Source organism: Lentzea sp. NPDC058450 (genome assembly GCF_042721395.1).
Classification (GTDB): Bacteria; Actinomycetota; Actinomycetes; order Mycobacteriales; family Pseudonocardiaceae; genus Lentzea.
The window spans coordinates 1-26946 of sequence record NZ_JBHXLO010000058.1; the positions used below are offsets into that span (position 1 = coordinate 1).

General features: G+C 69.4%; 24 protein-coding genes and 1 tRNA gene. 19 read left to right on the forward strand and 6 right to left on the reverse strand.

All coding sequences use genetic code 11. The features are described from left to right. The first annotated feature begins 365 nt into the window (after positions 1–365). Positions 366–1931 carry a beta-N-acetylhexosaminidase gene (locus tag ACFWNN_RS44755; RefSeq protein WP_382446059.1) on the forward strand — a complete coding sequence of 522 codons (1566 nt, stop codon included), beginning with the start codon at positions 366–368 and terminating at the stop codon, positions 1929–1931. Here ACFWNN_RS44755 and ACFWNN_RS44760 read toward each other — a convergent pair. Then, the gene (locus tag ACFWNN_RS44760) at positions 1928–3265 is read right to left on the reverse strand and encodes an aldehyde dehydrogenase family protein (protein ID WP_382446060.1); all 1338 of its coding nucleotides are present in this window, start codon (positions 3263–3265) and stop codon (positions 1928–1930) included. The two genes, ACFWNN_RS44755 and ACFWNN_RS44760, sit on opposite strands and share 4 nt — an antisense overlap. Positions 3266–3474: 209 nt before the next feature. Here ACFWNN_RS44760 and ACFWNN_RS44765 point away from each other — a divergent pair, with 209 nt between their 5' ends. Genes ACFWNN_RS44765 through ACFWNN_RS44800 form a run of 8 tightly spaced genes read left to right on the forward strand, consistent with a single transcriptional unit; the run spans position 3475 to position 9534 of the window. After that, positions 3475–4830, forward strand: a complete 1356-nt coding sequence (locus ACFWNN_RS44765) for a GAF domain-containing protein (protein WP_382446061.1) — start codon at positions 3475–3477, stop codon at positions 4828–4830. 58 nt (positions 4831–4888) lie between these two features. Continuing rightward, positions 4889–6163 (forward strand): FAD-dependent oxidoreductase, encoded by a 1275-nt coding sequence (locus ACFWNN_RS44770; protein ID WP_382446062.1) that lies wholly within the window; start codon positions 4889–4891, stop codon positions 6161–6163. Beyond that, positions 6141–6698: a DUF402 domain-containing protein gene (locus tag ACFWNN_RS44775; RefSeq protein WP_382446063.1), complete on the forward strand. Its 558-nt coding sequence runs from the start codon at positions 6141–6143 to the stop codon at positions 6696–6698. Before ACFWNN_RS44770 ends, ACFWNN_RS44775 begins: the two co-directional genes overlap by 23 nt. After that, on the forward strand, positions 6695–7282 hold the full coding sequence (locus tag ACFWNN_RS44780; RefSeq protein WP_382446082.1) for a uridine kinase: 588 nt from the start codon (positions 6695–6697) through the stop codon (positions 7280–7282). The genes ACFWNN_RS44775 and ACFWNN_RS44780 overlap by 4 nt, the downstream gene beginning before the upstream one ends. A gap of 46 nt (positions 7283–7328) precedes the next feature. Further along, the gene (locus ACFWNN_RS44785; protein ID WP_382446064.1) at positions 7329–7874 is read left to right on the forward strand and encodes an RNA polymerase sigma factor; all 546 of its coding nucleotides are present in this window, start codon (positions 7329–7331) and stop codon (positions 7872–7874) included. Then, on the forward strand, positions 7871–8584 hold the full coding sequence (locus ACFWNN_RS44790; RefSeq protein ID WP_382446065.1) for a hypothetical protein: 714 nt from the start codon (positions 7871–7873) through the stop codon (positions 8582–8584). The genes ACFWNN_RS44785 and ACFWNN_RS44790 overlap by 4 nt, the downstream gene beginning before the upstream one ends. A 10-nt stretch (positions 8585–8594) precedes the next feature. After that, complete coding sequence (locus tag ACFWNN_RS44795; RefSeq protein WP_382446066.1) at positions 8595–8879, forward strand: DUF6412 domain-containing protein; 285 nt, start codon at positions 8595–8597, stop codon at positions 8877–8879. A 37-nt stretch (positions 8880–8916) separates the two neighbouring features. After that, entirely contained in the window at positions 8917–9534 is a 618-nt protein-coding gene (locus tag ACFWNN_RS44800) for a YidC/Oxa1 family membrane protein insertase (protein ID WP_382446067.1), read from the forward strand. Here the strand turns inward: ACFWNN_RS44800 and ACFWNN_RS44805 are convergent. Next, a complete protein-coding gene (locus ACFWNN_RS44805) occupies positions 9516–11024 on the reverse strand; it encodes a PucR family transcriptional regulator (RefSeq protein WP_382446068.1) in 1509 nt (502 codons plus the stop codon). The genes ACFWNN_RS44800 and ACFWNN_RS44805 overlap by 19 nt on opposite strands. 111 nt (positions 11025–11135) lie before the next feature. Here ACFWNN_RS44805 and pruA point away from each other — a divergent pair, with 111 nt between their 5' ends. Together pruA and ACFWNN_RS44815 are read left to right on the forward strand one after the other, a co-directional pair. Next, positions 11136–12761, forward strand: coding sequence for an L-glutamate gamma-semialdehyde dehydrogenase (pruA, locus tag ACFWNN_RS44810; protein WP_382446069.1), 1626 nt, complete (start codon positions 11136–11138; stop codon positions 12759–12761). 88 nt (positions 12762–12849) lie between these two features. Beyond that, on the forward strand, positions 12850–13773 hold the full coding sequence (locus tag ACFWNN_RS44815; RefSeq protein ID WP_382446070.1) for a proline dehydrogenase family protein: 924 nt from the start codon (positions 12850–12852) through the stop codon (positions 13771–13773). Here ACFWNN_RS44815 and ACFWNN_RS44820 read toward each other — a convergent pair. Further along, positions 13760–16168 (reverse strand): hypothetical protein, encoded by a 2409-nt coding sequence (locus tag ACFWNN_RS44820; RefSeq protein WP_382446071.1) that lies wholly within the window; start codon positions 16166–16168, stop codon positions 13760–13762. The two genes, ACFWNN_RS44815 and ACFWNN_RS44820, sit on opposite strands and share 14 nt — an antisense overlap. Positions 16169–16361: 193 nt before the next feature. On the opposite strand from ACFWNN_RS44820, the gene ACFWNN_RS44825 reads away from it, so the two are divergent. The 3 genes from ACFWNN_RS44825 to ACFWNN_RS44835 all read left to right on the forward strand — a co-directional run bounded on the left by ACFWNN_RS44825 (position 16362) and on the right by ACFWNN_RS44835 (position 19636). Beyond that, a complete protein-coding gene (locus ACFWNN_RS44825; RefSeq protein ID WP_382446072.1) occupies positions 16362–18005 on the forward strand; it encodes a bifunctional 3'-5' exonuclease/DNA polymerase in 1644 nt (547 codons plus the stop codon). Positions 18006–18129: 124 nt separating this feature from the next. Next, positions 18130–19509 (forward strand): carbohydrate-binding protein, encoded by a 1380-nt coding sequence (locus tag ACFWNN_RS44830; RefSeq protein WP_382446073.1) that lies wholly within the window; start codon positions 18130–18132, stop codon positions 19507–19509. A 55-nt stretch (positions 19510–19564) separates the two neighbouring features. After that, positions 19565–19636: transfer RNA gene (locus ACFWNN_RS44835), tRNA-Val, on the forward strand. A 40-nt stretch (positions 19637–19676) separates the two neighbouring features. Here ACFWNN_RS44835 and ACFWNN_RS44840 read toward each other — a convergent pair. Beyond that, positions 19677–20831, reverse strand: coding sequence for an alginate lyase family protein (locus ACFWNN_RS44840; RefSeq protein ID WP_382446074.1), 1155 nt, complete (start codon positions 20829–20831; stop codon positions 19677–19679). A gap of 94 nt (positions 20832–20925) precedes the next feature. Between ACFWNN_RS44840 and ACFWNN_RS44845 the strand changes: the two genes are divergently transcribed. Then, positions 20926–21567, forward strand: coding sequence for a helix-turn-helix domain-containing protein (locus ACFWNN_RS44845; RefSeq protein WP_382446075.1), 642 nt, complete (start codon positions 20926–20928; stop codon positions 21565–21567). Here ACFWNN_RS44845 and ACFWNN_RS44850 read toward each other — a convergent pair. Continuing rightward, complete coding sequence (locus tag ACFWNN_RS44850; RefSeq protein WP_382446076.1) at positions 21549–22376, reverse strand: hypothetical protein; 828 nt, start codon at positions 22374–22376, stop codon at positions 21549–21551. The two genes, ACFWNN_RS44845 and ACFWNN_RS44850, sit on opposite strands and share 19 nt — an antisense overlap. Positions 22377–22525: 149 nt before the next feature. Here ACFWNN_RS44850 and ACFWNN_RS44855 point away from each other — a divergent pair, with 149 nt between their 5' ends. The 4 genes from ACFWNN_RS44855 to ACFWNN_RS44870 are packed head-to-tail and all read left to right on the forward strand — an operon-like array spanning position 22526 to position 25641. Further along, positions 22526–22936 carry a hypothetical protein gene (locus tag ACFWNN_RS44855; RefSeq protein ID WP_382446077.1) on the forward strand — a complete coding sequence of 137 codons (411 nt, stop codon included), beginning with the start codon at positions 22526–22528 and terminating at the stop codon, positions 22934–22936. 16 nt (positions 22937–22952) lie between these two features. Then, the gene (locus tag ACFWNN_RS44860; RefSeq protein ID WP_382446078.1) at positions 22953–23522 is read left to right on the forward strand and encodes a DUF3558 domain-containing protein; all 570 of its coding nucleotides are present in this window, start codon (positions 22953–22955) and stop codon (positions 23520–23522) included. Positions 23523–23526: 4 nt separating this feature from the next. Continuing rightward, complete coding sequence (locus ACFWNN_RS44865; protein ID WP_382446079.1) at positions 23527–24852, forward strand: PPE domain-containing protein; 1326 nt, start codon at positions 23527–23529, stop codon at positions 24850–24852. A 9-nt stretch (positions 24853–24861) separates the two neighbouring features. Continuing rightward, positions 24862–25641 (forward strand): ESX secretion-associated protein EspG, encoded by a 780-nt coding sequence (locus ACFWNN_RS44870; protein WP_382446080.1) that lies wholly within the window; start codon positions 24862–24864, stop codon positions 25639–25641. Between the two features lie 3 nt (positions 25642–25644). Here the strand turns inward: ACFWNN_RS44870 and ACFWNN_RS44875 are convergent, their stop codons facing one another. Then, complete coding sequence (locus tag ACFWNN_RS44875; RefSeq protein WP_382446081.1) at positions 25645–26805, reverse strand: lactate 2-monooxygenase; 1161 nt, start codon at positions 26803–26805, stop codon at positions 25645–25647. Positions 26806–26946: the final 141 nt, after the last annotated feature.

Below are 26946 nucleotides of genomic sequence, written 5' to 3' on the forward strand. Positions count from 1 at the left end.
GTTTATTTTTGGGGTGTTTCAAACCCCCCCCCTATTTCCGCCCTAACCCCACCCCTCCTCTGATGTGGCCCGCTCTTGGTGCGGCTTGTGATGGGACCCCACCGCCAACGCAACCCAACTACGAAACAGGCAGCCGCCCTACGAAACAGGCGTGCCATCAACCTGCTCACAGCGCTACCCCCTGATCAGATTGCCGGGGTCTGGGGCAGAGCCCCAGGGGAAGCACGCAACCGCCACCCCGCCAACGCAACCCAGCCACCCACGGGACCAGAGCGCCCCGAAATTGGTCTGGACCTTGACACCCACCACACCCCCTGAAACGGTGATTGAACGCCGCCCACCCCTCACCCAGGAGGACGGACGGCGTGACCACAAAACTCAAAGCAGCGCTAGCAGCGCTGATGATCGCCGGATCAGGAGTGCTGGTGACCGAAACAGCAGCGGCGGCCCCCGCCACCACCCTGCAAGAACTTCTCCCCCAGCCGGCCCAGATCCAACCCCGCCCCGACGTGACCTTCACCCTCACGGCCACAGCCAAGATCCAGCTGTCGACCCAGGAAGCCAGGCAACCAGCCGAACTGCTGGCCGGCATCCTGAGGCCCAGCACAGGATTCGCGCTACCGATCACCGACCAGGTCCAGGGCGAGGGCATAGTCCTGACCACAGGCGCGGACCCGAAGACGGGCCCCGAGGGCTACCAGCTGGACGTGACGCCGAAGCAGGTGGTCATCCGGGCGAACAGCACGGCCGGGCACTTCAACGCCGTCCAGACGCTGCGGCAGCTCCTCCCCGCCAAGGTCGAGGCGAAGACCAAGCAGCAGGGGCCGTGGTCGGTGCCGGGCGCGAGCATCGTCGACCAGCCGCGGTACCACCACCGGGGCGCGATGCTGGACGTGTCGCGGCACTTCTTCACCGTGGACCAGGTCAAGCGGTACATCGACCAGATCGCGGCGTTCAAGATCAACTACTTCCACCTGCACCTCAGCGACGACCAGGGGTGGCGGCTGGAGATCAAGAGCTGGCCGGAGCTGACGAAGATCGGCGGCAGCACCGAGGTCGGTGGCCGGACGGGCAAGCTGTTCTACACGCAGGAGCAGTACAAGGACCTCGTCCAGTACGCGGCGGCGAGGGGGATCACGACGATTCCCGAGTTCGACATGCCCGGGCACACCAACGCGGCGCAGGCCAGTTACGCGGAGCTCAACTGCGACGGCAAGAAGCGGCCGCTGTACACCGGGACCGAGGTCGGGTTCAGCTCGTTGTGCATCGACAAGGACATCACGTACAAGTTCGTCGAGGACGTGATCAAAGAGGTAGCGGCCATCACCCCTGGGCCGTACTTCCACATCGGCGGGGACGAGGCGTTGTCGACGCCGGACGCGGACTACGTGAAGTTCATGGACCGGGTGCTGCCGCTCGTGAAGAAGTACGGCAAGACGACGGTCGGGTGGCACGAGTTCGTCAAGACCAGCAAGGACACCGCGACGATCCCGCAGTTCTGGGGAACGACGACCACCGATGCCAACGTGGCCGCGGCGGCCAAGCGCGGCAACAAGGTGCTGATGTCGCCGGCCAACCGGATCTACCTCGACATGAAGTACGACAAGAACACCAAGCTCGGGCTGGACTGGGCCGGGCTGGTCGAGGTCAAGGACTCTTACGGCTGGAACCCCGGCGCATACCTGAAGGACGTGACGGAGGCGAGCGTCCGGGGCGTTGAGGCTCCACTGTGGACGGAGACCATCCGCACCTCGGCCGACATCGAGTACATGGCCTTCCCGCGGCTGCCGGTCGCGGCGGAGCTGGGATGGGCTCAGGCCTCCACCCACGACTGGGAGCGGTTCGCGCCGCGGCTCGGGGCGCAGGCGCCGCGGTGGAAGGTGCAGGGCATCGGGTTCTACGCCAGCCCGCAGGTGCCCTGGAAGCGTTAGAAGTAGCCCTGGCCCCGGTCGGAGTAGCTGACGACCAGGTGCTTGACGCGGCGGTACTCGGCGAGCACGGCGGTGTTCGCCGGGTAGGCGTAGTAGTTGTTGACCCACACCCGCTCGGCGCGCAGGTCCTGGCCGACGTTGTGCGCCAGGACCAGGTCGCGGCACCAGATGCCGGCGCCGAGCTGGGCCGCGGCCTCGTTGGCGATCTTCACGGCGTCGTCGCGGTCGTCGAAGCGGGTCACCGAGACGACCGGGCCGAGGACGTCGTCGGCGAACACGGCCGAGCGGTGGTCGCCCTCGAAGATCGTCGGCTGGACGTAGTGGCCGGAGGCCTCGCCACCCACGACCAGGCGCGCGCCCTCGGCCTTGCCCCGTTCGACGTACGCAAGAACTCGATCGCGCTGCGCAAGACTCACGACAGCGCCGACCATGGTGTCCGTGTCGAGCGGGTCGCCGAGCCGCAACGACTGCGTGCGGACGGTCGCGAGGTGCAGGAACTCCTCGTAGACGGCGGTCTGGATCAACGCCCGGGACGGTGCCGTGGAGATCTCGCCCTGGTTGGCCGCGAACATCGCGAAGCCTTCCAGCGCCTTGTCCAGGAAGTTGTCGCGCTGGGCGAGCACGTCGGAGAAGAAGATGTTCGGACACCGCCCGGCCACCACGGGGTGGTCGTCTGAGCCGGTGACGACGTTGACGACACCAGGCGGCAGCAGGTCGGCGATCACGCCCAGCAGCACGTGGATCGAGGCCGGGGTCTGCAGGGCGGGCTCCAGCACCACGGTGTTGCCGGCGGCGAGCGCGGGCGCGAGCACCCGGCAGGCGTTCATCAGCGGGAACGCCCAGGAGACGCGCTCGTGCACCACGCCGAGCGGCTGGAACGAGCGGTAGTCGACGGCCTTGCGACCCAACTGCTCGATCTCGCCGTTCTCGGTGCGGATGATCGCGGCGTACTGCCGGAACAGCTCGATCAGCATCGGCAGGTCGGCGACCAGGGCCTCGCGGACCGGCTTGCCGTTGTCCCAGGTCTCGGCGACGGCGAGCTCGGTCGAGTGCTCCTCGATGCGGTCCGCGATCTCGCACAGCACGGTGGCGCGCTCGCGGGCCGTGGTGTTGCCCCACGCCCGGGCGGCGCCGGAGGCCGCGTTCAGCGCGCGGGCGCGGTCCGCGTCGGTGCCGACGGCGACCTCGGTGAACACCTCGCCGGTGACCGGCGTGACGTTCTCGGCGTACTCACCGCTCACCGGCGCCACGTAGTCGCCGCCGATGAAGTGGTCGTACCTGGACCGGTACGCGACCACACTGCCGGACCGACCCGGTGCCGCGTACTGCGTCATGTCGACTCCCTGCCAAAAAACGTGCCAAAAAGGTGCCCACCAACTGACCGGGGTGGGAGAAATGAGAAAGTAGGCAGCAGAACGTTGCATGCTCGTTGCAACCCGTGGATGGATCAGTGACCCACGAACCCGGGCAACACGCACTGTTGCTGAGTCGCGTCAGAGATGCCGTGTTGAGTGGTACTCGCACGGCCAGTTCGCCACGCTCAGTGATTTCCGCGTCGTGGCAACGGTCACTCGCCGCCAACGTCGATCCCGACCTGCACACGGCCCCGACGGTCTTCGCCGCGGACGAACTCTCCGACCTGCGCGAACGGCACCCGCTGCACCCCACGCTGCCGCTGCTGCGGGAAACCCTGCTGGGCTTCGCCGAAGAGGCCGGGCACATCATGATCGTCGCGGACGCCCTGGGCCACATCCTGTGGTGCGAGGGCTCCAAGGACACCCGCGGCAGCGCCGAGGACGTCGGTCTCGCGGAGGGAACGCTCTGGTCAGAGCGTGCGGCGGGCACCAACGGCATGGGCACCGCGCTCGCCACCAACGCCCCCGTCACGGTCCACTCCGCCGAGCACCTCGTGCGCACCTACCACCACTGGACCTGCGCGGCGAGCCCCATCCGCGACCCCGACACGGGCACCACGATCGGGGTCGTGGACCTCAGCGGCCCCATCGAGACCGTGCATCCCTCGATGGTGGCGCTGGTCTCGGCCTCGGCCCGGCTCGCCGAGTCGGAGATGCTCGTCCGGATGCACGCCCAGGACGAGGAGCTGCGGGCGCGCAACATGCGGCACCTCATCGCGTTGCGAGGCGAACCGGGCGCGCTGCTCAGCCCCACCGGCCGCGTCGTCGCCGTCGAGCCGTACGGGCTGCTGCCCCCGCGCGTGGACGTGTCGGCGGACCGCGTCGAGCTGCCGGACGGCCGCGAGGCACTGCTCGAACCCCTGGCCAACGGCTACCTGCTGCGCATCCCGAGGCAGCGGCACGTCCGCCGCCGGATGCTGTCGCTGTCGTTCCTGCTGCCGGAACCCAAGGTCGTGCTGGACGGCCGCGAGGTGCCGATCTCGTTGCGGCACGCGGAGATCCTCTGCGCGCTCACGCTCCAGGGCAGGCTGACCGCCGACCAGCTCGCGCTGCACCTCTACGGCGAGCGCGGCAACCCGACGACGGTGCGCGCCGAGCTGCACCGGCTGCGCGCCCAGCTGGGCACCGACGTCCTCGCGACCAGGCCCTACCGGCTCACCGCCGACGTCGAGACGGACTTCCTCGGCGTCCGCACGGCCCTGCAGAACGGTGAGGTCCCGCTCGCCACCAGCCGGTACCGCGGCTCGCTGCTGCGCCGCTCCGAGGCCCCGGTCGTGCTGGCCGAACGCGACGACCTCGCGACGGGCGTGCGCAAGGCGGCGCTGCAACGCGGCGACGCGAACGCCCTGTGGACGTTCACCCAGACCGACTCCGGCGAACACGACGTCGAGGCACTGGAACAGCTGGTCAAGCTGCTGCCGCCGGACGACGTGCGGCTCGCCCTCGCGACAGCGCGGCTGCGGAGGCTCAGTCAGGACGATTGACAAGAGTCTCCGAAACTGAATATCTTCCTTGCTAAGAGACTTAGCGAGGGGACTTCTCATGCGCGTACTCATCATCGGAGCGGGGACCGGTGGCCTGTGCCTGGCGCACGGGCTGAAGAAGGCCGGCGTGGACGTGGCGCTGTTCGAACGCGACCGCACGCCGCGCAGCATGCTGATCGGTTACCGCGTCGGGATCAGCCCGGACGGCAGCAAGGCTCTGCACAGCTGCCTGCCGCCGGAGGTGTTCGCGGAGTTCGTCCGCACCACGGCCAGGCCGCCGAAACACATAGTCATGCGGACCGAGAAGTACAAAGAACTGCTGGTCGGCGACATCGCGACGGACCTCGACGACAGCCGCAGCGAGAAGTCCGTGAGCCGGATCGCGATGCGCACCGCGTTGCTGAACGGCCTGGACGACGTCGTCCGGTTCGACCGCACGTTCACGCACTACACCCAGAACGACGACGGCACGGTCACCGCGTTCTTCGCCGACGGCACGTCCGAGACCGGTGACGTGCTGGTCGGCGCGGACGGCGCCCAGTCGAAGGTGCGCCGCCAGCGCCTGCCGCACGCGACGGTGGCCGACACCGGCATCACGTCCGTCGCGGGCAAGCTGCCGCTGACCGACGAGCACGTGCGACTGCTGCCCCCGCTGGCCGACGGCGGCATCACGCTGCTGTTCGGGCCGCAGGGCGAGTTCGTGATCATGCACGTGATGCGCTTCGACGGAACGGGCGTCGAGGACGACTACATCATGTGGGGCTACGCGGCCTCGCACGACAAGTTCCCGGACATGAAGGACATGAGCCAGGCCGAGCTCAAGCAGGTCGTGCTGAACCTGACGCCGAGGTTCCACCCGAACCTGCGCGAACTGTTCGCGCGGGCCACGCCGGAGACCGTGTTCCAGATCAGGGTGCGCACGTCCGAACGCCTGGAGCCGTGGGAGCCCAGCGCCGTCACGATGATCGGCGACTCGGTGCACCTGATGACCCCGGGCCGCGGCATCGGCGCGAACACGGCGTTGCGTGACGCGGAGTTGTTGTGCCGCAAGCTCGTCGAGGCCCACCAGGGCAAGAACGCCGTGCAGGCGATCGGCGAGTACGAGCGGGAGATGGTCGAGTACGGGTTCCACGCCGTGGAGGCGTCGCGCGAGATGATGGACGGCCGCAGCCTGGTCCACAAGCCCGTGATCGGACGGGTCGCGGCGGCGTTGCAGCGGACGTTCCTGCGCGTGACGAACGCCGTCCCGCCGCTCAAGCGGAAGATGCTGTCCGAGGACGCGGCGGAGCGTGATCACGTAAGTTCTCCGCATGAGGTCGTTCACGCCGGGTGAGATCGTGGTGCGGCGTGAGGTGCTGCACGGCAAGGTGTGGTCGGAGATGCCCACCAGGGTGATCGTCGACGAGCCGGGGCTGCTCGCGGTGTTCGTGGAGCCGGGCACCCGGCTCACCTACCCCGACCACCACCACCCGCACCCGTGGGACAAGCCGGAGCGCGGTTTCTGGCGCGGCCACGGCAAGCTCATGCTGCACCGCCCGCACGACGCCTACTCGGTCGACCTGTTCTGGAAGGGCGACGACCGGGTGTTCGGCAACTACTACCTGAACCTCCAGGCGCCCTACCGCCGCGTCGAGGACGGCTTCGAGACCCTCGACCACGCGCTCGACTACACCCTCGCGCCCGACGGCACGTGGGAGCAGCGCGACCTCGACGAGTTCGAGGAGCAGGTGGCGTCCGGCAAGTACTCGGCCCAGGAGGCCGAGGAGATCAGGGCCGAGGGGCTCAAGATCGAGAAGATGCTGGCGTCGGGCGAGATCTGGTGGGACACGGCCTGGGCGGACTGGCAGCCGGCAGTGGACTGGCGGTGAAGGTCCGGCCGCTGACCTTCGACACGCTCGTCGCCGAGATCGTCGACCAGGTGTCGAAGCTCGACGGACGGGCACGCGTGCTGATCGACGGCGCGCCGGCCGCCGACCCCGGCAGGCTCGCGGACGCCGTCGTGGAACCGTTGCGCGCCTTGGGCCGCGCCGTGCAGCGAGTGTCCGTTCAGGACTTCCTGCGCCCGGCGTCGGTGCGGCTGGAACACGGCCGCACCGACCCGCACTCCTACCGGCACGGCTGGTTCGACTACTCCGGACTGCGCCGCGAGGTGCTCGACCCGGCGATGCACGGCAAGGTGCTGCCGTCGCTGTGGAACGCGGTCACCGATCGCGCCAGCCGCGCCGAGTACGTCGACGTGCCGGAGAACGGCGTGGTCCTCGTCGACGGCACCCTGCTGCTCGACCGCGGCCTGCCCGCCGAACTGACCGTCCACCTCTGGCTCTCCCCCGGCGCGCTGAGGCGCAAGACCGCCGACGAGTGGACGCTGCCCGCGTTCGACGACTACGACCCGGTGGCCGACCTCTTCGTGCGCTACGACCACCCCGAACGGCCGGGCCTGGTCGAGTCGTGAACCGATCTCCCCTCTGCGGACATGAGCGGAGCAGAGAGGAGGGTCCGTGACCGACGAAGAACTCTGGGGGCAGGTCCGGGCCGGCACGAGCGAGGCGTTCGGGCTGCTGTTCGAACGCCACGCCCAGGCCGTGTTCGCCTACTGCCTGCGCCGCACCGGCACGTGGGCGGTCGCCGAGGACCTGGTGTCCGTGGTGTTCATGGAGACCTGGCGCAAACGCACGTCCGTGACGGTCGAGGAGTCCCTGCTGCCGTGGCTGTACACCGTCGCACTCGGCGTCACCCGCAACCACCAACGCTCCCGCACGCGGTACAAGGCCGCGCTTGGCAAGGTGCCGCCGCAGCACGCCGACGACGACCACGCGGAGGACGTGGCCCGGCGGGTCGACGCGGAGACCAGGGCGAGAGCGGTGATCGGGGAACTGGAGAAGCTGCCCGCCGGGGACCGGGAGGTGCTGGAGATGTCCGCGTGGTCGGGCCTCACCCAGACCCAGATCGCCTCGGTGCTCGGCATCCCGGTCGGCACGGTGAAGTCCCGCCTCTCTCGCGCGCAACGCACGGTGCGGAGCGCACTGGTTGAGGAGGCACGGTGAACATCACCCCTGACATCCCGCAGCTGGACCCGATGCGGCTGCAAGCCCGCAAGCACGCGCTGCTCAACGAGATCGGCACGAAGCCGTCCCGGCGCTGGTGGCGCTTCGCCGTGCCCGCGACGGCTCTCGTGGCCGCCGTCGCCGTGACGATGGTGCTCTGGACCCCGACGAACCCGAACGCCAACGCGTCGTGGTCCGCCGAGCCCAGGGCGCCCGGCGCGGACACCGAGGTGGCGGTCGCGCAGTGCCGGGAGATGATCGAGGCGGGCGACCGGCAGGAGAAGCCGCCGAACTTCCCGGAGGCACCCACCGAGGTCTCGGTCGTCGACCAGCGCGGGATCATGACCCTGGCGCTGTTCACCGGCCCGCAGAGCCAGCTGCTGTGCATCAACGTCGGCGGCAGAACGGGCTACACGGGCAGCGGCCGGGCGGAAGGCCTCGAGCAGCTCGGCGACAGGCTGTTCCTCCCGCACGGCGCGGGCCTGCGCTCGGACCGCGACGGCAGCAATCCCATGCGCCTCTTCCGGGGCATGGTCAGTCCGAAGGTCGGCAGGGCCGTCATCGACACGAAGGACGGGCTGAAGGTGACCGCGACCATCGGCCAGGGCTGGCTGCTCGCGTGGTGGCCGAGCAAGGAGGACGCGACGTCCATCACGTTGTACGACCACGAGGGCAAGGAACTCGGGACTCAACCGGCCACGGTTCGGTAGTCTGCAAGGCATGTGGCGGCCGGAGACCAGGCAGCGGGCGATGTTGCTGCTCGCCGTCTTCCTGCCTGCCCTCTACGCCTTCACGCTGTTCTCCTCGCCCACCGAGGTCGTCGCGGCCGTGACCGCGCTCGCCCTCGCGTTGATCGTGGTCGTCGCGCTGGTGCCGCTGTCGGTGGCACCGGCGCGGTCGCTCTCGATCCGCGAACGGGCCAGGCGAACAGCCCAGTTGCGGCTGCGCAACCCTGACGCCGCAGGCAAAGCCCGTCCCCGAGCACCGGGATGCCGGACGTTCTGACACGTCCCTTCCCAACTCAAGACGGAGAACCACTCCCTTGTTCGCTGACCTGGGCGCCGCCCTGGCGAGCTTCGGCATGCCCGCGCTCGCCATCGTCCTGTTCACCATCGTCGTGCGGCTCGCGCTGCACCCCTTCTACCGCGCGGCCGTGCGCGGCGAGAAGGCCAAGGCCAAGCTCGCTCCCGAGATCCAGAAGCTGCAGAAGAAGTACGGCAAGGACCTGATGCGCCTCTCGGAGGAGTCGCAGAAGGTCTACAAGAAGAACGGTGTCTCGATGTTCGCGGGCATGCTGCCGATGCTCGCCACCGTGCCGTTCTTCATGGTCATCTACCAGGTCGTGACGACCCCCAACCCCTTGTTGGAGGGGACTTTTTTGGGGATTCCACTAAGTGCTCACTTCATGAGCAGTTTCTCGTGGATCTTCTTCGCCCTGTTCGGTCTGCTCGCCGTGGTCGCCTATCTGACCGTGAAGTGGCAGCAGTCGCGGATGACCACCACGCCTGCGCCGGGGTTCATGACCGGACTGGTCAAGGTGCTGCCGTACGGCACGATCCTGGTCGCGGCCTACCTGCCGCTCGCGGCCGGGTTGTACCTGCTCACGACCACGACCTGGACGATCGCGGAACGGGCGTTGCTCTACCGCATCCTCAGCTGAAGCTGGGCGACGAGCCGGACGAGCGGGTCGTCGAGATCGAGGTCGATTCGCTTCAACCGGTACCGCAACGTGTTCGGGTGCACGTGCAGACGGTCTGCCGCCGCGCGCACGTCACCCAACGCGTCGAGGTACGCCAGCAGTGACTTCGCGAGTTCGGGATCCAACGCGTCGATGCGCGGGTCCCGGATGCGCGGATTGTCCTGCAACAGCGCCAGGATCTCGCTCACCAGCACCTGGGAGCGGACGTCGGCGAGCGTCGCCACCTCGGCGTCGAGGTCGCGGGCCATCGCGTCCAGCACGCGTTCGGCCTCCTGCCGGGAGATCTGCGCGTCGTCCAACGTGGACACCGTGGACCCGACCGCGGCCTGCACGGCCGTGTGCAGGTGACGGCGCGCGGTCGTGACGATTTCGCGCGTGAGGCTCAGGAGTTGGGCGTTCGGGGCGAGGTCCGGCAGCAGGACGTAGGTGCGGCCGCCGGACTCGCTCACCAGCGCGCTGCGCCGGTACGCCGCCGCGTGCACGGAGATCAGGCCGGTCATCTCGGCGCGGCGGAGCTCGTGCTCGCTGCGGTCGCCCTCGTTGCTGCGCACGGCGAACACCACGACGGCGGCGGGCTTGCGGGGGTCGGCGCCGATCTGACCGGCGACGGTGGCGGCGTCCATGCGGCCGGTCAGCAGCGCGGCCAGGAGGTTCTCGCGGAACCGCGACGTCGGCTGGTTGCGCTGCTGGATGAGGTGCGGGGCGGTGACGCGGGCGGCGCCGAGCAACGCCCGTTCGGCCTGCTCGGTCAGCGGCTGGTCGCCCTCCTGCACCCAGATCGTGCCGAGGGGTTGGCGGCCCGCGTGGATGCCGACCGCGATGCGACGGCGAATGCCCAGCTCAGGGCGTTCGTCGATGCGCACGACCTCCTCGCCGGAGCGGAGCAGGTTGTAGACGCCCCACTCACGCAGCATCTTGAGGTACGGCTCGGGGCCCTGACGGCCGAGGATCGAGAGCCGGCGCAGTTCGTCGACCTCGTCGGACGAGCGGGAGTAGGCGAGGACGCGGCTCGCGGTGTCCTCGATGCTGACGATGCCGCCGGTCAGCGTGGCAATCGTTTGCGCGAGCGCGAACAGGTCGCCGAGGACCTCGCCGTCGTCGGTGGTCGTCGAGAGCACGCCCTTGGCGAGCGACTCCAGGTGGCCCCAGCGGACCTCGGGCCGGACCTCCAGCAACGCGACGCCCGCGTCCGTCGCGGCCTGCTCCAGCGCCTGCGACGACTCCTTGACGGCCACGGCGGCGGCCTTCGCCCGTCCGGCGGCCCTGATCAGCGGCAACGCGGCCCGGCCCCGTGCGCCGATCAGCAGCGCGAGGTCACCTGCGGCAACATCGGGTGGGTCGTCCGGATCCATGATCACGACGTCGCGCACGTCGACCTCCAGGCCGAGCGGTGCGACCTGGAGTTCCACCAGCGGATCGCCGAGTGCGATCAGGATGTGCCGAAGACTCATAACCTGTCCGATCGTACATCTGACCTGGTGAATCTTGGCGGTTCGCACAACGGAGGCGAGGTCACGCGGACTTACGGTTTGCGTACCGAACAAGCCCAGAAGGAGTTGCGAGTGGACGCGGTCACCCAGGTTCCCGCCCCGGTCAACGAGCCGGTCCTGCAGTACGCCCCCGGTAGCCCGGAGCGCGCTGAGCTGCAGGCCAAGCTGGTCGAACTCCAGAAGGAGCCGCTCGACCTGACGCTGACCATCGGTGGCGAGCAGCGCATGGGTGGCGGCGACCGGTTCGACGTCGTGCAGCCGCACAACCACCGCTCGGTCCTCGGCACGCTCGCCGGCGCGACCCAGCAGGACACGACCGACGCCCTGCGCGCGGCCCGCGAGGCGGCCCCGGCGTGGCGCGCGATGTCGTTCGACGACCGCGCGGCGATCATCCTGCGTGCCGCCGACCTGCTCGCCGGCCCGTGGCGGCAGACGCTGAACGCCGCGACGATGCTCGGCCAGTCGAAGACCGCGATCCAGGCGGAGATCGACTCGGCGTGCGAGCTGATCGACTTCTGGCGCTTCAACGTGCAGTTCGCCCGGAACCTGATGGCCGAGCAGCCGATCTCCTCCCCCGGCGTCTGGAACCGCACGGACCACCGTCCGCTCGAGGGTTTCGTCTACGCCATCACGCCGTTCAACTTCACCGCGATCGCCGGCAACCTGCCGACCGCGCCCGCGCTGATGGGCAACGTCGTGCTGTGGAAGCCGTCGCCCACCCAGTCGTTCGCCGCGCACCTCACCATGCGGCTGCTGGAAGAGGCGGGCATGCCGCCCGGCGTCATCAACCTGCTGCCCGGTGACGGTCTCGCGGTGTCCGAGGTGGCGCTGGCCTCCCCCGACCTCGCGGGCATCCACTTCACCGGCTCCACGCCGACCTTCCAGCGGCTGTGGGCGCAGGTGGGCGCGAACATCGCCAACTACCGCTCGTACCCGCGGATCGTGGGCGAGACCGGTGGCAAGGACTTCATCCTCGCTCACCCGTCGGCCGACCCGGACGTGCTGCGCGTCGCGATGATCCGCGGTGCGTTCGAGTACCAGGGCCAGAAGTGCTCCGCCGCGTCGCGCGCCTACGTGCCGCGCTCGGTGTGGAACAAGATCAAGGACCAGTTCCTGGCCGAGGTCGAGGCGCTGACCTACGGCGACGTCACCGACTTCTCGAACTTCGGTGGCGCGGTGATCGACCGCCGTTCGTTCGACAAGCTGTCGGGCGTGCTGCAGGCCGCGCGTGCGGACTCGTCGCTGGAGATCGCCGCCGGTGGCACCGCGGACGACAGCGACGGCTTCTTCGTGCGGCCGACCGTGCTGCTCGGCTCCGACCCGGCGAACTCCGTGTTCACCACCGAGTTCTTCGGCCCGGTGCTCGCGGTCCACGTCTTCGAGGACGCCGACTACCTGACCGTGCTCAAGCAGATGGAGAGCGCGGCGCCGTACGGTCTGACCGGCTCGATCATCTCGCGTGACCGCGCCGCCGTGGCGCACGCGCAGGAGGAGCTGCGGTTCGCCGCCGGCAACTTCTACGTCAACGACAAGCCCACCGGTGCCGTCGTGGGCCAGCAGCCGTTCGGCGGCGGCCGCGCGTCCGGCACGAACGACAAGGCGGGGTCGGTCCACAACCTGCTCCGCTGGGTCAGCCCGCGCTCCATCAAGGAGACCTTCGCGGCGCCCACCAACCACCTCCACCCGCACCAGGGCTAGATCCGGCCCTCCTGAGTGAGGGGAACGTCGTGGCGCCACAAGCACTTCGACGTTCCTCTCACCTTTCACACCCTGAGGACGTGAACCTATGTTGCGCTCCAGCCTCCTTCTGGCGTCCCGCAGCGCGGGGGCCCGCAAGCTCGTCGAGTCGACGCCGCTGACCCGGCCCGTCGTCGAGCGGTTCGTCGCCGGTGCCGACGTCTCCTCCGCGATCCACGCCACCGCCGAGGTGCTCGCGGACGGTCGTCTGGTGACTCTCGACCACCTCGGTGAGGACACCTTCGAGGAGTCGCAGGCCAACGACACCGTCGAGGCCTACCTGACGCTGCTGGCGCGGCTGGAGTCGTTCGGGCTCACCGAGGGCGCCGAGGTGTCGGTGAAGCTGTCGGCCGTCGGGCAGTCGCTGGCGATCGACGGCGAGAAGATCGCGCTGGAGAACGCCCGTCGCATCTGTGCCGCCGCCGCTGTCGTCGGCACGACCGTGACGCTCGACATGGAGGACCACACCACCACGGACTCCACGCTGGGCATCCTGCGTGAGCTGCGGGTGGACTTCCCGTGGGTGGGAGCGGTGCTCCAGGCCTACCTGCACCGCACCGAGCAGGACTGCCGCGACCTCGCGTACGCCGGTTCCCGCGTGCGGCTGTGCAAGGGCGCGTACCAGGAGCCCGCTTCCGTTGCGTACCAGGACAAGCACGAGGTCGACCTGTCGTACGTGCGGTGCCTGAAGGTGCTGATGGAGGGCGACGGCTACCCGATGGTGGCCTCGCACGACCCGCGCCTGATCGCGATCGCGGCCGACCTCGCCGCCGCGCGCTCGAAGGACACCTACGAGTTCCAGATGCTGTACGGCATCCGGCCCGAGGAGCAGCGCCGCATCGCGTCCGAGGGCAACCGGATGCGCGTCTACGTCCCGTACGGCGACGAGTGGTACGGCTACTTCATGCGCCGCCTGGCCGAACGTCCGGCCAACGTCGCGTTCTTCGTGCGCTCGCTGCTCACGAAGAGCTGAGCTCCGCCGCGGTCTCCAGCGCGAACCGCAGCTTCACCGGCTCGCCCGCCTCGCGGAGGATCTCCGCCGCCTGGTGGGTGAGCCGGAGTGCTTTGGCCGTCTCGAACCTCGTCTCGGCGCAGAGCATGCCGTAGATCGTGACCAGGTCGGCGTAGTCCGTGTTCAGCGGTACGCCGGACAGGTGCCAGAGCACCAGGGCCGTGTGCGCCGTGTTGCGCGCTTCTTCTTTGCGTTCTGCCGCACGAAGTCTGCACACGTACCGTTGCAGCGCGTCGAGGTAGACGGTCGGCGCCGTCTTCGACCTGATCGCCGCGCAGATCTCGACCGTGAACGCGGACATGCGCACGGCACGGACGTGATGGTCCGAATCGGACAGTGCGCGGGCCGTGTTCTGCAGCGGTGGCGCCAGGGTCGTGCCGAAGTACTCGACGAGCTGGTGCGGCAACCGGTGGCAGAGGTCGAGGCACTCGTCGGCCGTGCGCAGCGCCTCGTCGTCCCGGTCGTGCAGGAGCTGCTGGTCGACGAGGGCCGTCAGGGCGATCACCAGCCCGGCCTGGTTGCGCACCCGGTCTTCCTCGGTCAGTTCTCGTTGCACCGCAACGGCTTCCACAGCTGCTTCGACGTCACCGACGACCTTGGCGACGTTGAGCAGCGCGGCGACCAGGCCCGCGCGGTCACCCGTCTCGCGCCAGAGCAGGACGGCCTCACGCGCCGTGAGCGCCGCGTCGATGTCGTCCGTCAGTTCGAGCAGCGCCTGGCTGCGCCGGCACAACGCGTCGGCGAGCTCCTTGCCGAACGTCTCGGGATGCGCGACGGCGAGGTGGCGGAAGAGGGTCACGGCCTCCTCGAGCGCCTCGTTCGCGGCCCCGGCCCGGCCCAGGCCGACGAACATGGTGCCCGCCGCGACGAGGTTGCGGGCGAGCTCCGGCTCGAACCTCGGGTCCTCCTGCGCGACGACCCGCCAGTTCGCGATGGAGAGTTGCATCGAGTCGGCCGCGTGCTGCCGGTTGCCCTCGAACTGGAACCGGTGGGCCATGACGGCGGCGACCCGCGCGAAGTCGGCGCGGAAGAGCGCCGGGTGACCCTTCGCGAGCTCCTGGAAGAGCAGGGTGGCGTGGCTGATGGCGCTCGTGGCGTCCTCGTCGCGGCCGAGCGCCTGGTAGCGGTAGCTGATCTGCTCCAGCGCGGACGCGAGCTGCGGGGTGCTCTCCGGATCGGCGATCGCGATCTCCCGCCAGAGGTCGATGGCCTCCTCGGAGACGGCGAGCACCTCGCCCATGCGCCCCGCGTTGATCAGCCGCAGGCCCAGGTCGCCCAGGGCGTCCGCGAGCAACGGCCGGTTCTCCGGGTCCTGCGCGGCCAGCTCGCGGTAGCACCCGACCTCGGCCAGGGAGGCGTCGACGGACTCCTGGCGCAGCCCGCACACCATCGTGCGGGCGCTGAGCATGGCGTACATCTCGGCGCGTTCGAGGACGTCGGTGGCGCGGTCGAGCAGGCGGCGGGTGAGGATCGAGCCGAGCGCGTCGGTGGCGAACCGCTCGTCGCGGAAGACCTTGCGCGCGATGGCCTCCAGGGTCGCGGGCGAGCCGATCTCGGCGGCGATGCGGAGGCTGTCGCGAGCCATGTCGCGCACTGTCTCGGGGTCGCCGGTGATCAGTTCGTCGAGCCTCGTGCGCAGCTGCGGCCAGCGTTCGGCGGCGCGGGCCAGCAGGTCGGGGTCCGGCGTGTCCGGGGTCGCGACGGCCAGGTAGTCCTCGGCGATGCGGCCCGTCCTGCGGCCGTCGTCGCGTCCGAGCAGCTGGCGGACGAGCTGGGTGCGGTTCACGTCGCACGGGTCGCCGTGCACGACCGTGAGCGCGGCCATGTGCAGGTCGAGCACCGTCTCGCCGGCGATGTTGGGCGGCGGTTCGTCCGGCGCGGTGACCGTGAGCTGCTTCGCGAAGTGCTGGCAGGCCAGCGTGAACGACTCCGCCCGGTCGTCGAGCGTGCCGGGCAGCTCCAGGTCGGTGACCTCGTGGTCGAAGTCGGCGATGCGCTGGCGGGTGGAGGACCACCACCAGCCCTTGCTCCTCGCGGCCAGCAGCACCCGCGTGCGCGCCGGGCCGCCGCGCAGGGTCTCCTGCAGCATCAGGAACACGTCCTGCCACGGGAGGCGGTCGGCGTCGTCGATCAGCAGCAGCCTGCCGTGCGCGCCGGCGTCCCAGTGCTCCTCCTCGAAGTGCCGCAGGAGCCTGGTCTTGCCCGCGCCGGCCGCGCCGTGCAGCAGCAGAGACGCCTGGGGCGCCGAGCTGTCGCGCCACCGCGTGAGTGTGCGCAGTTCGGATTCTCTGCCGTGAAAGGGGACCACCTGGTGGGTGGGATCCAGCAATGCGGCGACGCTGAGTGCTCGGTCCACCCCTTCATAGTCGGTCGCAGGTCAGGCCATCGGTAGCAAGACCACACCATCGTGGACTTTTCCTGTTTTTCTTTCACCCCAACGCCTACTGGCTTGGAGAACGTCCAACGGCTACCCGTGACGACTCAGGACTGCAAACGTTTCCAGTCAGCCTGGACTGAAATTGTCAGACCCTGTCGGCACAATTCGAGGCGTGCTGGTCGCTCTGGTCGCTGAGGGCAACGGCGCGGGCAGGTGGCAGAAGCTGAACGACGACGGGACCGCGGCGGGACCCGTCATGAGGGCTTCGTCGCTGGCCTCCGCCGTCGCGTCGCTGGAACGCGCCCATCGGCCGCGCTGGGTGTGGGCGGACACGTCCGAGATCTACCCCCTGCTGCTCGCGGCCGGGGTGCGCGTGGACAGGTGCTGGGACCTGCACCTGACCGAGTCGTTGCTGCTCGGCGCGGAGGGGCGGCACCGGGAGCCGAAGGAGCTCGCCGGGGCGTTGGCGCGCGTGCTGGGTGTGGCAGCGCCGGCCGACGTCGGGCCGCCGAAGAAGGACGACGCGCTGACGTTGTTCGGGCCGGAACCGGTGGTGCTGCCGGGCGACACCGATCCACTGGCGGCGTTGTCGCTGGTCTTCCGGGCCCAGCAACGGAATCCGGCGCTGGGGTTGCTGATCGCGGCGGAGTCGGCGTCGGCGCTGGTGGCGGCGGAGATGACGTTCCACGGGCTGCCGTGGCGCGAGGACGTGCACAACCGGTTGCTGGAGGAGGTGCTCGGGCCTCGTCCGGCGCCGGGTCAGCGGCCGAAGCTGTTGCAGGCGCTGGCGGAGCAGATCCAGGAGGCGTTCGGCGGGCGCGAGCTCAACCCGGACGCGCCCGCGAGCATCGTGAAGGCGTTCGCGCGGGCGGGCGTCGAGGTGCCGTCGGCGCGGCGGTGGGTGCTGAAGAAGGTCGATCATCCCGCCGTGGCACCGCTTCTGGACTACAAGGAGCGCGCACGGCTGTGGGTGGCGCACGGCTGGACGTGGCTCGACGCGTGGGTCTCGGACGGACGGTTCCGGCCGGACTACGTGGTGGGCGGCGTCGTGTCGGGACGGTGGGCGTCGCGTGGCGGGGCGGCGTTGCAGATCCCGCGGCTGATGCGGCAGGCCGTGATCGCGGACGACGGCTGGTGTCTCGTGGCGGCGGACGCGTCGCAGCTGGAACCGCGGATCCTCGCAGCGCTGTCCGGGGATGCGCGGCTGATCGAGGTGTGCACGGACGACGATCTGTACGCGGCTTTGGCCGAGGACTCGTTCAAGGGCGAACGGCCGCGCGCGAAGATCGCGATGCTCTCGGCGATGTACGGCGGCACCTCGGGCGAGGCCGGGCCGTTGCTGGCCGTGCTGCGCAAACGCTTCCCCGTCGCGGTCGGGTACGTGGAGGCGGCCGCGCAGGCCGGTGAGCAGGGACGGATGGTGCGCACGCGACTGGGGCGCACGTCGCCCACACCGTCCGCGGCCTGGCAGGAGCTGACCGGGGGCGCGGACGAGCTCGGGAACGTGTCCAGCTCGTCACGGCAGGCGGCGCGCAACTGGGGGCGGTTCACCCGCAACTTCGTGGTGCAGGGCAGCGCGGCGGACTGGACGGCGGCGTTGCTGGCCGTGCTGCGCAACCGCCTGCCCGCCGACGCGCACCTGGTGTTCTTCCAGCACGACGAGGTGCTGGTGCACTGCCCCCGCGACGACGCCGACGCCGTGATCGAGGCGATCGCCGAGGCCGGGCGGGAGGCGACGCGGCTGCTGTTCGGTGACACGGCCGTACGGTTCCCGATGAACGCCGTGCCCGTGACCTGCTACGCCGACGCGAAGTAAGTCCAAACGAGACGGTCCGCAACCCAGCGCGATTTGTTCCGTTAGTCCGAACGGGCGCTTGTTCTTGCACCGTGAGAGCGCTCTCATAAGTGGACTGCACCCGTGACAAGGAGGTCACTCGCGCATGAGGCGACGCCGCCGCATCCTCGCGGCCACGACAGCTCTTGTTGCCGCGGTACCCCTGGCCATCGCGGCCATGTCCGCCAACGCTTCGATCCCACCCCCTGCATCGGGATGGACGCAGGTGTGGGGTGACGACTTCAACGGTTCGAACGGATCGCTGCCGTCGAGCGCCAACTGGATCATCGACACCGGCCACGGCTACCCGGGCGGCCCCGCCAACTGGGGCACCGGCGAGATCCAGAACTACACGAACAGCACCAACAACCTGAAGCTCGACGGCAACGGCAACCTGCGCATCACCGCCCTGAAGGACGGCGGGGGCAACTGGACGTCGGCGCGCATCGAGACCCAGCGCTCGAACTTCAAGCCGGCGGCGGGCGGCAAGCTCGCCATCGAGGGCCGCATCCAGATGCCGAACGTCTCGGGCGAGGCCGCCCTGGGCTACTGGCCCGCGTTCTGGACCCTCGGGGCGCCGTACCGCGGCAACTACTGGAACTGGCCGGGCATCGGCGAGTTCGACATCATGGAGAACGTCAACGGCATCAACAGCGTGTGGGGCGTGCTGCACTGCGACGTCGCACCCGGCGGTGCCTGCGGCGAGTTCACCGGCATCGGCAACTCGCGGGCGTGCCCCGGCTCGTCCTGCCAGTCGGCCTTCCACACGTACCGCTTCGAGTGGGACGACGCCGCGAAGACGTTCACGTGGTTCGTCGACGGCCAGTCGTTCCACCAGGTCACGCAGGCCCGCGTCGGCGTGAACGTGTGGAACGCGATGACGTCGCACGCCGGCCACTTCATCCTGCTCAACCTCGCGATGGGCGGCGCGTTCCCGAACGCGCTCAACAACAACCAGCCGACCCCTGTCGCGGCCACGCAATCCGGGCACTCGATGGTCGTGGACTACGTGGCCGTCTACTCGGCTGGTGGCACACCCCCGACCACCACCACTACGACCACGACGTCGAACCCCGGCGGTGGGGGTTCCGCGTACAACGAACTGCAGGCGGAGAACGCGTCCGAGCGGTCCGGTGGTTCCGTTGCGCCCGGTGATGGCGGTTCGGGCGTGCATCAGATCGCGAACGGCGGCTACCTGAAGTTCTCCGGCGTGAACTTCGGTACCGGCCCCGCCCGGCAGTTCTACGCCCGCGTGGCGTCGGGTGCCGGCGGTGGCGTGAGCGGGCTGGTCGAGGTGCGGCTCGGGTCGCGCACCGCCACCCCGGTCGGGTCGATCGCGGTCGGCAACACCGGTGGGTGGGACGCGTGGAGAACCATCCCCGCGAACATCTCGAACATCTCCGGGACGCACGACGTGTACGTCACGTTCACGAGCGGGCAGCCTTCGCCGTACGTGAGCGTGAACTGGGTGAAGTTCGGAACCTGACCCCTGGGTTCGCGGGTCTCCCGACCCGTCCGCTAAGCTGTCATCGCACGACCACGGATGATTAGCTCAGCGGGAGAGCACTACCTTGACACGGTAGGGGTCACTGGTTCAATCCCAGTATCGTCCACTTGAGAACGGGGCCTCAGTTTCTGAGGCCCCGTTTTCGTTCATCCGAGGTTGTCTCCGTGGGTCAGGGTCTCCCAGGCGACGAAGAGGTTGTTGGTGCCGTGCGGACGGCGCTGGGTCGTCCACGTCTCGGTGTTGGGCATGGGGTTGCCGAGGCGGTTGTGCATGGCGTTGTAGCCGACCTCGGTGATGGGGCCCAGTCCTCGTTTGACCGTTCCGCCGCAGAGCCACGACGGCGGACCGTTCAGTTCGTACGTCGCCTGGAATCCCAGGGCTTCGCGCAGCCTCGTGCCGATCTCGGGGTAGAGGTCGGCGCCCTGGATGCGGGTCGTCTCGGCCACGTGCGAGATGGCCGACAGGCCGTATCCCGTGTGGACGAAGTCGCGGCAGGTCTCCTGGGTGAGGCCGTTCACGAACGTGGACTGGTTGTGCCAGAAGCCGATGATCTTCTCGCGGGTGTTGAGGTTGTTGCTGGGCACGGTTTTCGGCAGGGCACCGTCGGACGTGAGGTAGATGAACGCCGGGACCCGTGCGCGGTAGAGGCTGATGCCGCGGTCGTAGATCGCCTTGTCGTCCAGGAAGACCCCGATGCCGACGATGGCCTCGGCGATGCTGAGCTCCCAGTTGCCCGTGCGGGGGTCGCTCGCCTGGATCTCGTTGTAGTAGACGTTGCGGAGCATGGTGCCGAAGCGGGCGCTGTTGGGCCAGTTCCCGTGGACGTGCTTGATGATCTCGGCCGCGCGCGGCCAGGTCGATCCCGCCCACGCCGTCTGCAGGTGGGCGTTGTCGTGGGTGTGGTCGCGGATCGTGTTCGACCAGGCGTCCATGATCTGGATGGCCTTGGTGGCGTACCGGGCGTCCCGCGTGACGTACCAGGCGAGCGCGTGGGTGTAGGCGGCGATGGCGTCTTCGCGTTCGTCGGTGCAGCCGTTGTTGGGGTTGCTCACCGGGCCGCACTCCACGACCGCCCTGGGGTGCGGCGTGTAGCTGAGGGAGGCGTAGCGGGAGGCCATCATCGCGTCGTACGCACGCTTCTGCGGCTGGGTGCCGGCGTTGACTCTCGTGCGCATGACGTCGAGCTGGCTCTTGCTCACGAGCACGCCGGGGTGCGTGAACGTGGGCGGGGCGGCTTGCGCGGGCGCTCCGGTCAGGGTGAGCACCACGGCCGCGATCAGGGGCAGGGATTTGCCTCGCATCGGGTTGTCCTTCGTCTCCTCCGTTGGCGACGGGGATCCTTGGTACCACGAATGACAACGTTTGCAGGGACCGGAAACAGGTACGGTTCCAGGCGTGTACGCCGAACGTCCTGCTCCCGCGGGTCTGGCCTGCCTCTGGACGCGCACGGTGTCGGTTCCGACCGTGCAGCGGGTGGTGCCGGACGGCTGCACGGACCTGATGTGGTCGCCTGCTTCGGGGTCTTTGGTCGTGGCCGGTCCGGATACTGCCGCGCAGATGGCTTCCGTTGCGGCCGGGACGTTGTACGGGGTGCGGTTGCCGCCCGGAGCGTTCCCGTCGGTGTTCGGGGTGCCCGCGCACGCGGTGCGTGACCTGCGGGTTCCTTTGGCCGAGCTGGTTCCGTCGGCTCGGTTGGACTCGTTCTCGTCGATGGTGGACTTCTGCGCTTCGCGGGTGGTCGTCGATCCCGCTTTGGCCGCCACCGCGTCGTTGCTGCGTTCTGGTGATGTCGCCGCTGTCGCGTGGGAGATCGGGCTGAGCTCACGTCAGTTGCGCCGTCGTTGCCTGGACGCGTTCGGGTATCCGCCCAAGGTGCTGCAACGCGTGCTGCGCTTCGACTCGGCTCTGCGCCTGGCGTGGGCTGGTCAGCCGTTCGCCTCCGTGGCATTGGAAGCCGGTTACGCGGACCAGGCGCACCTGGCCCGCGAGGTCCGTTCTCTTGCCGGGGTGTCCTTGAGTCAGCTGATCCGGCCGTAGCGACGCAGCGTGAGCAGGGCGTCGACGGTGGCGATGGAGCGCCATTCGAAGTTCACGATCGGCGTGAAGGCCGGGAAGTGGAAGTCCCAGCCGCCGTCCTCCTGTTGCGCGTTGTGGAGCTCGTCGAGGTCCTTGACGAGGGCTTCCTCGGTGAACCAGGCGCGGGCGAGGCTGGTGGGCCTCTGCGCGAACTCGTGCGGCGCGAGTCCCTCGCCCTCCGCGTAGCCCTCGGTGCTCGGCGTGAGCTGCTTCAGCCTTTGGGCCGCGAGTTCCGCACGTGCCCGGTCCGGCACCTCGTCCAGGAACATCGCGGCGCCGCGCAGCTCGTACGGGTGCGTCTGCTCGAGCTTCTCGATCTCCTGCCAGCAGTAGTCGGTGGCCCGGTCCAGCCACGGGTCGGCTGCTTCCAGGGCGTGCAGGGCGGCGGCGATCTGCGAGGTCAGGAGCAGTCCGCCCTGGTCGTCGGCCTGCACCCAGGGCGCCTTCGGGTGGTCCTTCGAGGTGGACATGCCGAACGGCACACTGCCGTCAGGACAGGTGGCGTTGAGCCAGGTCAGGATGCCTGCGGCGTGCTCGGGAGTGCCGATGTCGAGGAACACCTGCAGGGCGCGGAGGGCGTGCAGCGGCTGGCTGGTGGGCCCGCGGTGGTCCGGCTCCAGCCCGTGCCCGTACCCGCCGTCGTCGTTGCGGTAGGCGAGCACCGCGCTGACCACGTGCTCGGCCCTCCCGCCGTCGAAGGCGTGCTCGAACCAGCGTTGTTCCAGCGTGCGGGCGTTGTGCCAGAGGAAGTTCCTCGCTTGTCCGATCATGCCCCCGAACCTAGGCGCGCCCGCGGCCCACCGTCTTGTACGAATCGGCCATGTGACCTGATCAGCTGGTTCGTTCGCCCGCGCAGGGAACCGGTCCTATGCGAAAATCCTCTAACCGGGGTGTGGAGTTCTGAGGGGAGCTGGCCAGGATGCTGATGTTCGACGCAGTCGTTCCGTGGGCGACCGGCGCCGCCGTGGGTGGAGCCATCGGATCCGCTGTCGGGGGCTCGGGTGGCGGCGGTGGCGGGACCGCGAAGTTCAGCGTCGACCCGGACCAGGCCCAAAAGATGATCGACGGCCTGAAGAAGGCCATCGAACAGCTGATGGATCTGGAGAATGCGAGCGGCCGCATCCAGTCCGCCGGTGCTCCCGGCCCCGACCCGTACAGCGGCTACGCGACGCTCGCCATGCGCAAGACGGCCGGCGGTGAGCCCGGCGGCTATCTCTGGGCGAACCGCGAAGCACGGAAAGCGCTTGAGCAGACCATCAAGAACATCGAAAAGGCGTTGGCCGAGTACAAGGCCACCGACGAAGCGGCGCAGTCCGCGATGAAGGGCTGACACGATCTTGAAGCGCATGACCGCCCTCCTGACCGCCGTGCTCGCGTTCGGTGCGCTCGCCGGGTGCACGAGCTCCCAGACCGGCGGCAACCCCACGCCGGCGCCGACGACCGGCGGCGGGCAGACGAGCACTGAGCCCACCGAAAGCGATCCGGGCCTCAGCATCGCCAAGTACGTCAGCAACCCGTGCGGCATCCTCACCTCGAGCCAGGCCACGACGCTCGGTTCCGTGCGGGCGCCCGCACCCGGTACCGGAGAACTCGGCCCGCTGTGCGAGTGGAAGGGCCAAGACGTCATCAAGAACTCCCGGTACACGGTTTCCGTGACCGAGAAGAAGTCGTTCGACGACATGGTCGCCAACGTCAAGGGCAACCCGGTCTTCGACGACAAGAAGATCGACGGTGTTCGGGTGATCTCCACCGACCAGCTCGACGGCCTGATCACCTGCTTGGTCTCCATCCAGGCTGCCAAGACCGACTCGGTCACGGTTCAGACCAACATCGCCGCGGACGAGCGTGCCACCAAGAAGGCCTGCCCCGAGGCGGAGCGGGTCGCACAACTGATCATCACAAACCTGAAGGGGTAGCGAGATGGCTGGGGATGAGCCGAACATCGGCGGTTTCGCCGTACTCCCCTTCGCGGGCGGCGACACGATCTACAAGTGGTTCCAGAACGGCAGCGGTCCAGGTCAGAGCACCTCGGTGACCGCACAGGCCTGGCGCGACCTCTCCAGCGGCCACGGCGACGTCGCCCAGGTGATCGAGCAGGCCGTGCGCGACTCCGGCGCCGCCTGGGAAGGCTCGGCGGGTGACGCTGCACGCGGTGCGACCTCGCCCCTGGCCACCTGGGCGACCGTCACGGGTGACTCGGCCACGCAGGCGGGCACGAGTGCCGATGCCGTCGGCGAGGCGTACGTGAACGCGCGCAACGCCATGGCTCAGCCCCCGGCCGTGCCGGACAAGCCGTTCCTCAACGACATGGCGTGGTGGGACACCGACTACGACCAGGCCGTCGAGAAGAACCAGCAGGTCAGCGAGCAGAACGTGCGGGCGTTCAACCAGTACGCGACCGCCGTGAACGCGAGCACCGACAACCAGCCGACGTTCATCTCCCCCAACGCCGACGACGCGAACGTCCAAGAGGGACCGCCCGACGGCAAGTACAAGATCGACGAGGTCGACAACAGCAAGAACCCGCCTCCCGGCGGCGGCAACAACCCGCCTCCTGGCGGTGGCGGCCGCAACAGCGGTGGTGGCGACGGCAGCACGGGTCTGTCCCAGTGGACGCCACCGACTGATACCACCGGCACGGCCGGTGTCGACGACAAGTTTCCGCCGCCTCCTCCCACCGACGACCCGCGCAACCGGCCGCCGACCAACATCGGTGACCCGACCGTGCCGCCCGGTGGCAGGTTCGACCCGAACGACCCCCGGCGTCCCGGCGGGCCGCTCGACCCCAACAACCCGCGTCGCCCCGGTGGGCCGCTGGATCCGAACAACCCGCGCAACCGTCCCGGTGGTCTGAACGGGCCCGGTGGCGCAGGTGGTGGTGCCGGCGGTGGCCGTGGTGGCGGGCTCGGTGGGCCCGGCGGTGGCGCTGGTGGTCTTGGTGGGGCCGCGGCCGCTCGCGGTATGGGCGGGCCTGGTGCCATGGGCGCTGGCGCGGCCGGCTTCGGTGGTGCTGCCGGTGTTGCCGGTGAAGGGCGTGGTGCCGGTGGGTTCGGGCCCGCTGGTGCCGGTGCGGCCGGTGCCGCCGGGCGTGGTGGTGCGGCCGGTATGGGTGGCGGCATGGGCGGTGCCGGTGGTCGCGGCGAGGGTGCCGAGGACAGCGAGCACAAGTCCGCCTCGTACTTGCAGGAGACCGAGGACATCTTCGGCGACGGAACGATGGTTGCTCCGCCGGTCATCGGCGGATAAGGGGGAAACGTGCTGCGGAGCAGGGTCTCCATCCCTGTCACGGCGCTGTACCAGGCTTGGCAGGCCGCCGGTCTGCCGACGATGCACCGTGCGCTGCTCGCTCAGGTCGAGTTCGACGAGGGGCTTCTCGAGTCGGGCGACGTGAGTGAGCTGGAACGGCTGCAACGGTCGGCTTGGGCTGCGCTCGAGCAGTACGGGCTCGCGCGCGGCGGGCAGATCCACCCGGATCTCACCAACGCGTTGCGGCTCGTCGTCGAGGCCGGGGTGGAGTACTGGGCGTTCTTCAGCCTGAAGGACGGGCCCCAGCAGAGCGTGCTGGTCGTGACGAACGGCCAGGACGCGCTGCGGATCCTGCTCACGCCGGACCAGCAGTTCGTGCTCGAACCGGTGCGGGCGGACGAGGCTCCGCAGGCACTGGTCGGCGCGCTGCCCCCGACCCCGGCCGGCAAGGGCAGCCCGATCACGCTCCCCGAGGACGCGCTGCAGCAGAAGCGGCAGCCGTCCTACGAGGACACCGGGTCGTTCATGCAGCAGAGCAGGCCGACGAGCACGCCGAACGACCAGCTGGTCGCGCAGCTGCGGGAGATCATGGGCCAGCCGCGGACGGGCGGCGGTCAGGTCTTCTCGGCCAAGCGCGATCACCTGGGACGCAAGCAGCGCTGCGTCAACCCGATCACGTACATCGACACGCCGAGCGGGCGTTATCTGGCGGCGAAGAGCGAAGGCTGGCTGCGGGTGCAGCCAGCCGACTTCGGCACGTTGGCGCGGATGACCGCGACCATGCCGTAGGACTCAGGAGAACCGCAGCGCGTCCGGCCCCAGGTCGGCCGGGCTGCGGTGACCCGAGAGTCCGAGCGTCAGGTCGAAGTCCGCGAGCAGGCTGCGCAGCACGTGCCGCACCCCCACCTGACCGCCGTGCGCGAGCCCGTACGCGAACGGCCGCCCCACCATCACGGCCTTGGCCCCCAGCGCCAGCGCCTTCACGATGTCGGCCCCGGTGCGAACGCCCGAGTCGAACAGCACGTCGACCTGCTCCCCCACCGCCTCCACGATGGACGGCAGCGCGTCGAGCGACCCCACCGCGCCGTCCACCTGACGCCCGCCGTGGTTCGAGACGACGACACCGTCCATTCCGTACTCCACGGCCTTGCGCGCGTCGTCGGCGTGCTGGATTCCTTTCAGGACGATGGGCCCGTCCCAGTGCTCACGCAGGAACGACAGCTGGTCCCACGACTTGTCGGTGCCGGTGAACAGCTGCACCCACCGCAGGATCGCCATCGGCAGGTCCTCCTCCGGCGACTTCTGCAGCCCCGCGCGGAAAACCGGGTCGCTGAACGGAATCGCCGTGCCGACGGCCCGCAGGAACGGCAGGTACGCCTGGTCCAGGTCGTGCGGCCGCCACGCCAACGTCCACGTGTCCAGCGTGACGACCAACGCCGTGTACCCGGCCTTCTTCGCGCGCTCCAGCAACGACGCGCACACGTCGGGGTCGTTCGGCCAGTACAGCTGGTACCAGCGCGGCCCCTCGCCGGACGCCTCCGCCACCTCCTCGATCGTGTGCGAGGACGCGGTCGACAACACCATCGGGACACCGAGCTCGGCGGCAGCACGAGCGGTCGCCAGCTCACCGTCGGGGTGCAGGATCGACTGCACGCCAACGGGTGCGAGCATCACCGGCGCGGGCAGCTCGGTGCCGAGCACGGAGACGCCGAGGTGCCGTTCGGTCGCGTTGGTCAGCATCCGCGGCACGATCCGCACCCGGTCGAACGCCTCGCGGTTCGCCCGCACGGTGGCGCCCGAGCCGGCGCCTCCCGCCACGTACCAGAACGGACCCGGTCCCAGCCGATCCCGCGCGGACTGCTCCAGCGCGTCCGGGTCGGTGGTGAACGGCGGCACGGCGCCACCGAGCCCCTGCAGGTAGATCTCGTTCTGGTACGCGGCGAAGGAGGTCATGCCGCCTACTTTGCTACGGAACGACCGGCGCGCACTAGTGGCGTGGCTCGGAACGTTGCCGGGGGAATGCGCGGTCAGACGGGTGCATCGCGGCACCGCCCCCACGCCCCCGTACTGGTTGTACGGGGGCGTGGGGGCGGT

What these genes read in the sequence shown, in the direction of transcription:
- ACFWNN_RS44760 (WP_382446060.1), bottom strand. Translation starts at nt 3,265, where the DNA reads ATGACGCAGTACGCGGCACCGGGTCGGTCCGGCAGTGTGGTCGCGTAC.
- ACFWNN_RS44770 (WP_382446062.1), top strand. Translation starts at nt 4,889, where the DNA reads ATGCGCGTACTCATCATCGGAGCGGGGACCGGTGGCCTGTGCCTGGCG.
- ACFWNN_RS44775 (WP_382446063.1), top strand. Translation starts at nt 6,141, where the DNA reads ATGAGGTCGTTCACGCCGGGTGAGATCGTGGTGCGGCGTGAGGTGCTG.
- ACFWNN_RS44795 (WP_382446066.1), top strand. Translation starts at nt 8,595, where the DNA reads ATGTGGCGGCCGGAGACCAGGCAGCGGGCGATGTTGCTGCTCGCCGTC.
- ACFWNN_RS44805 (WP_382446068.1), bottom strand. Translation starts at nt 11,024, where the DNA reads ATGAGTCTTCGGCACATCCTGATCGCACTCGGCGATCCGCTGGTGGAA.
- ACFWNN_RS44815 (WP_382446070.1), top strand. Translation starts at nt 12,850, where the DNA reads ATGTTGCGCTCCAGCCTCCTTCTGGCGTCCCGCAGCGCGGGGGCCCGC.
- ACFWNN_RS44830 (WP_382446073.1), top strand. Translation starts at nt 18,130, where the DNA reads ATGAGGCGACGCCGCCGCATCCTCGCGGCCACGACAGCTCTTGTTGCC.
- ACFWNN_RS44840 (WP_382446074.1), bottom strand. Translation starts at nt 20,831, where the DNA reads ATGCGAGGCAAATCCCTGCCCCTGATCGCGGCCGTGGTGCTCACCCTG.
- ACFWNN_RS44850 (WP_382446076.1), bottom strand. Translation starts at nt 22,376, where the DNA reads ATGATCGGACAAGCGAGGAACTTCCTCTGGCACAACGCCCGCACGCTG.
- ACFWNN_RS44855 (WP_382446077.1), top strand. Translation starts at nt 22,526, where the DNA reads ATGCTGATGTTCGACGCAGTCGTTCCGTGGGCGACCGGCGCCGCCGTG.
- ACFWNN_RS44860 (WP_382446078.1), top strand. Translation starts at nt 22,953, where the DNA reads ATGACCGCCCTCCTGACCGCCGTGCTCGCGTTCGGTGCGCTCGCCGGG.
- ACFWNN_RS44865 (WP_382446079.1), top strand. Translation starts at nt 23,527, where the DNA reads ATGGCTGGGGATGAGCCGAACATCGGCGGTTTCGCCGTACTCCCCTTC.
- ACFWNN_RS44875 (WP_382446081.1), bottom strand. Translation starts at nt 26,805, where the DNA reads ATGACCTCCTTCGCCGCGTACCAGAACGAGATCTACCTGCAGGGGCTC.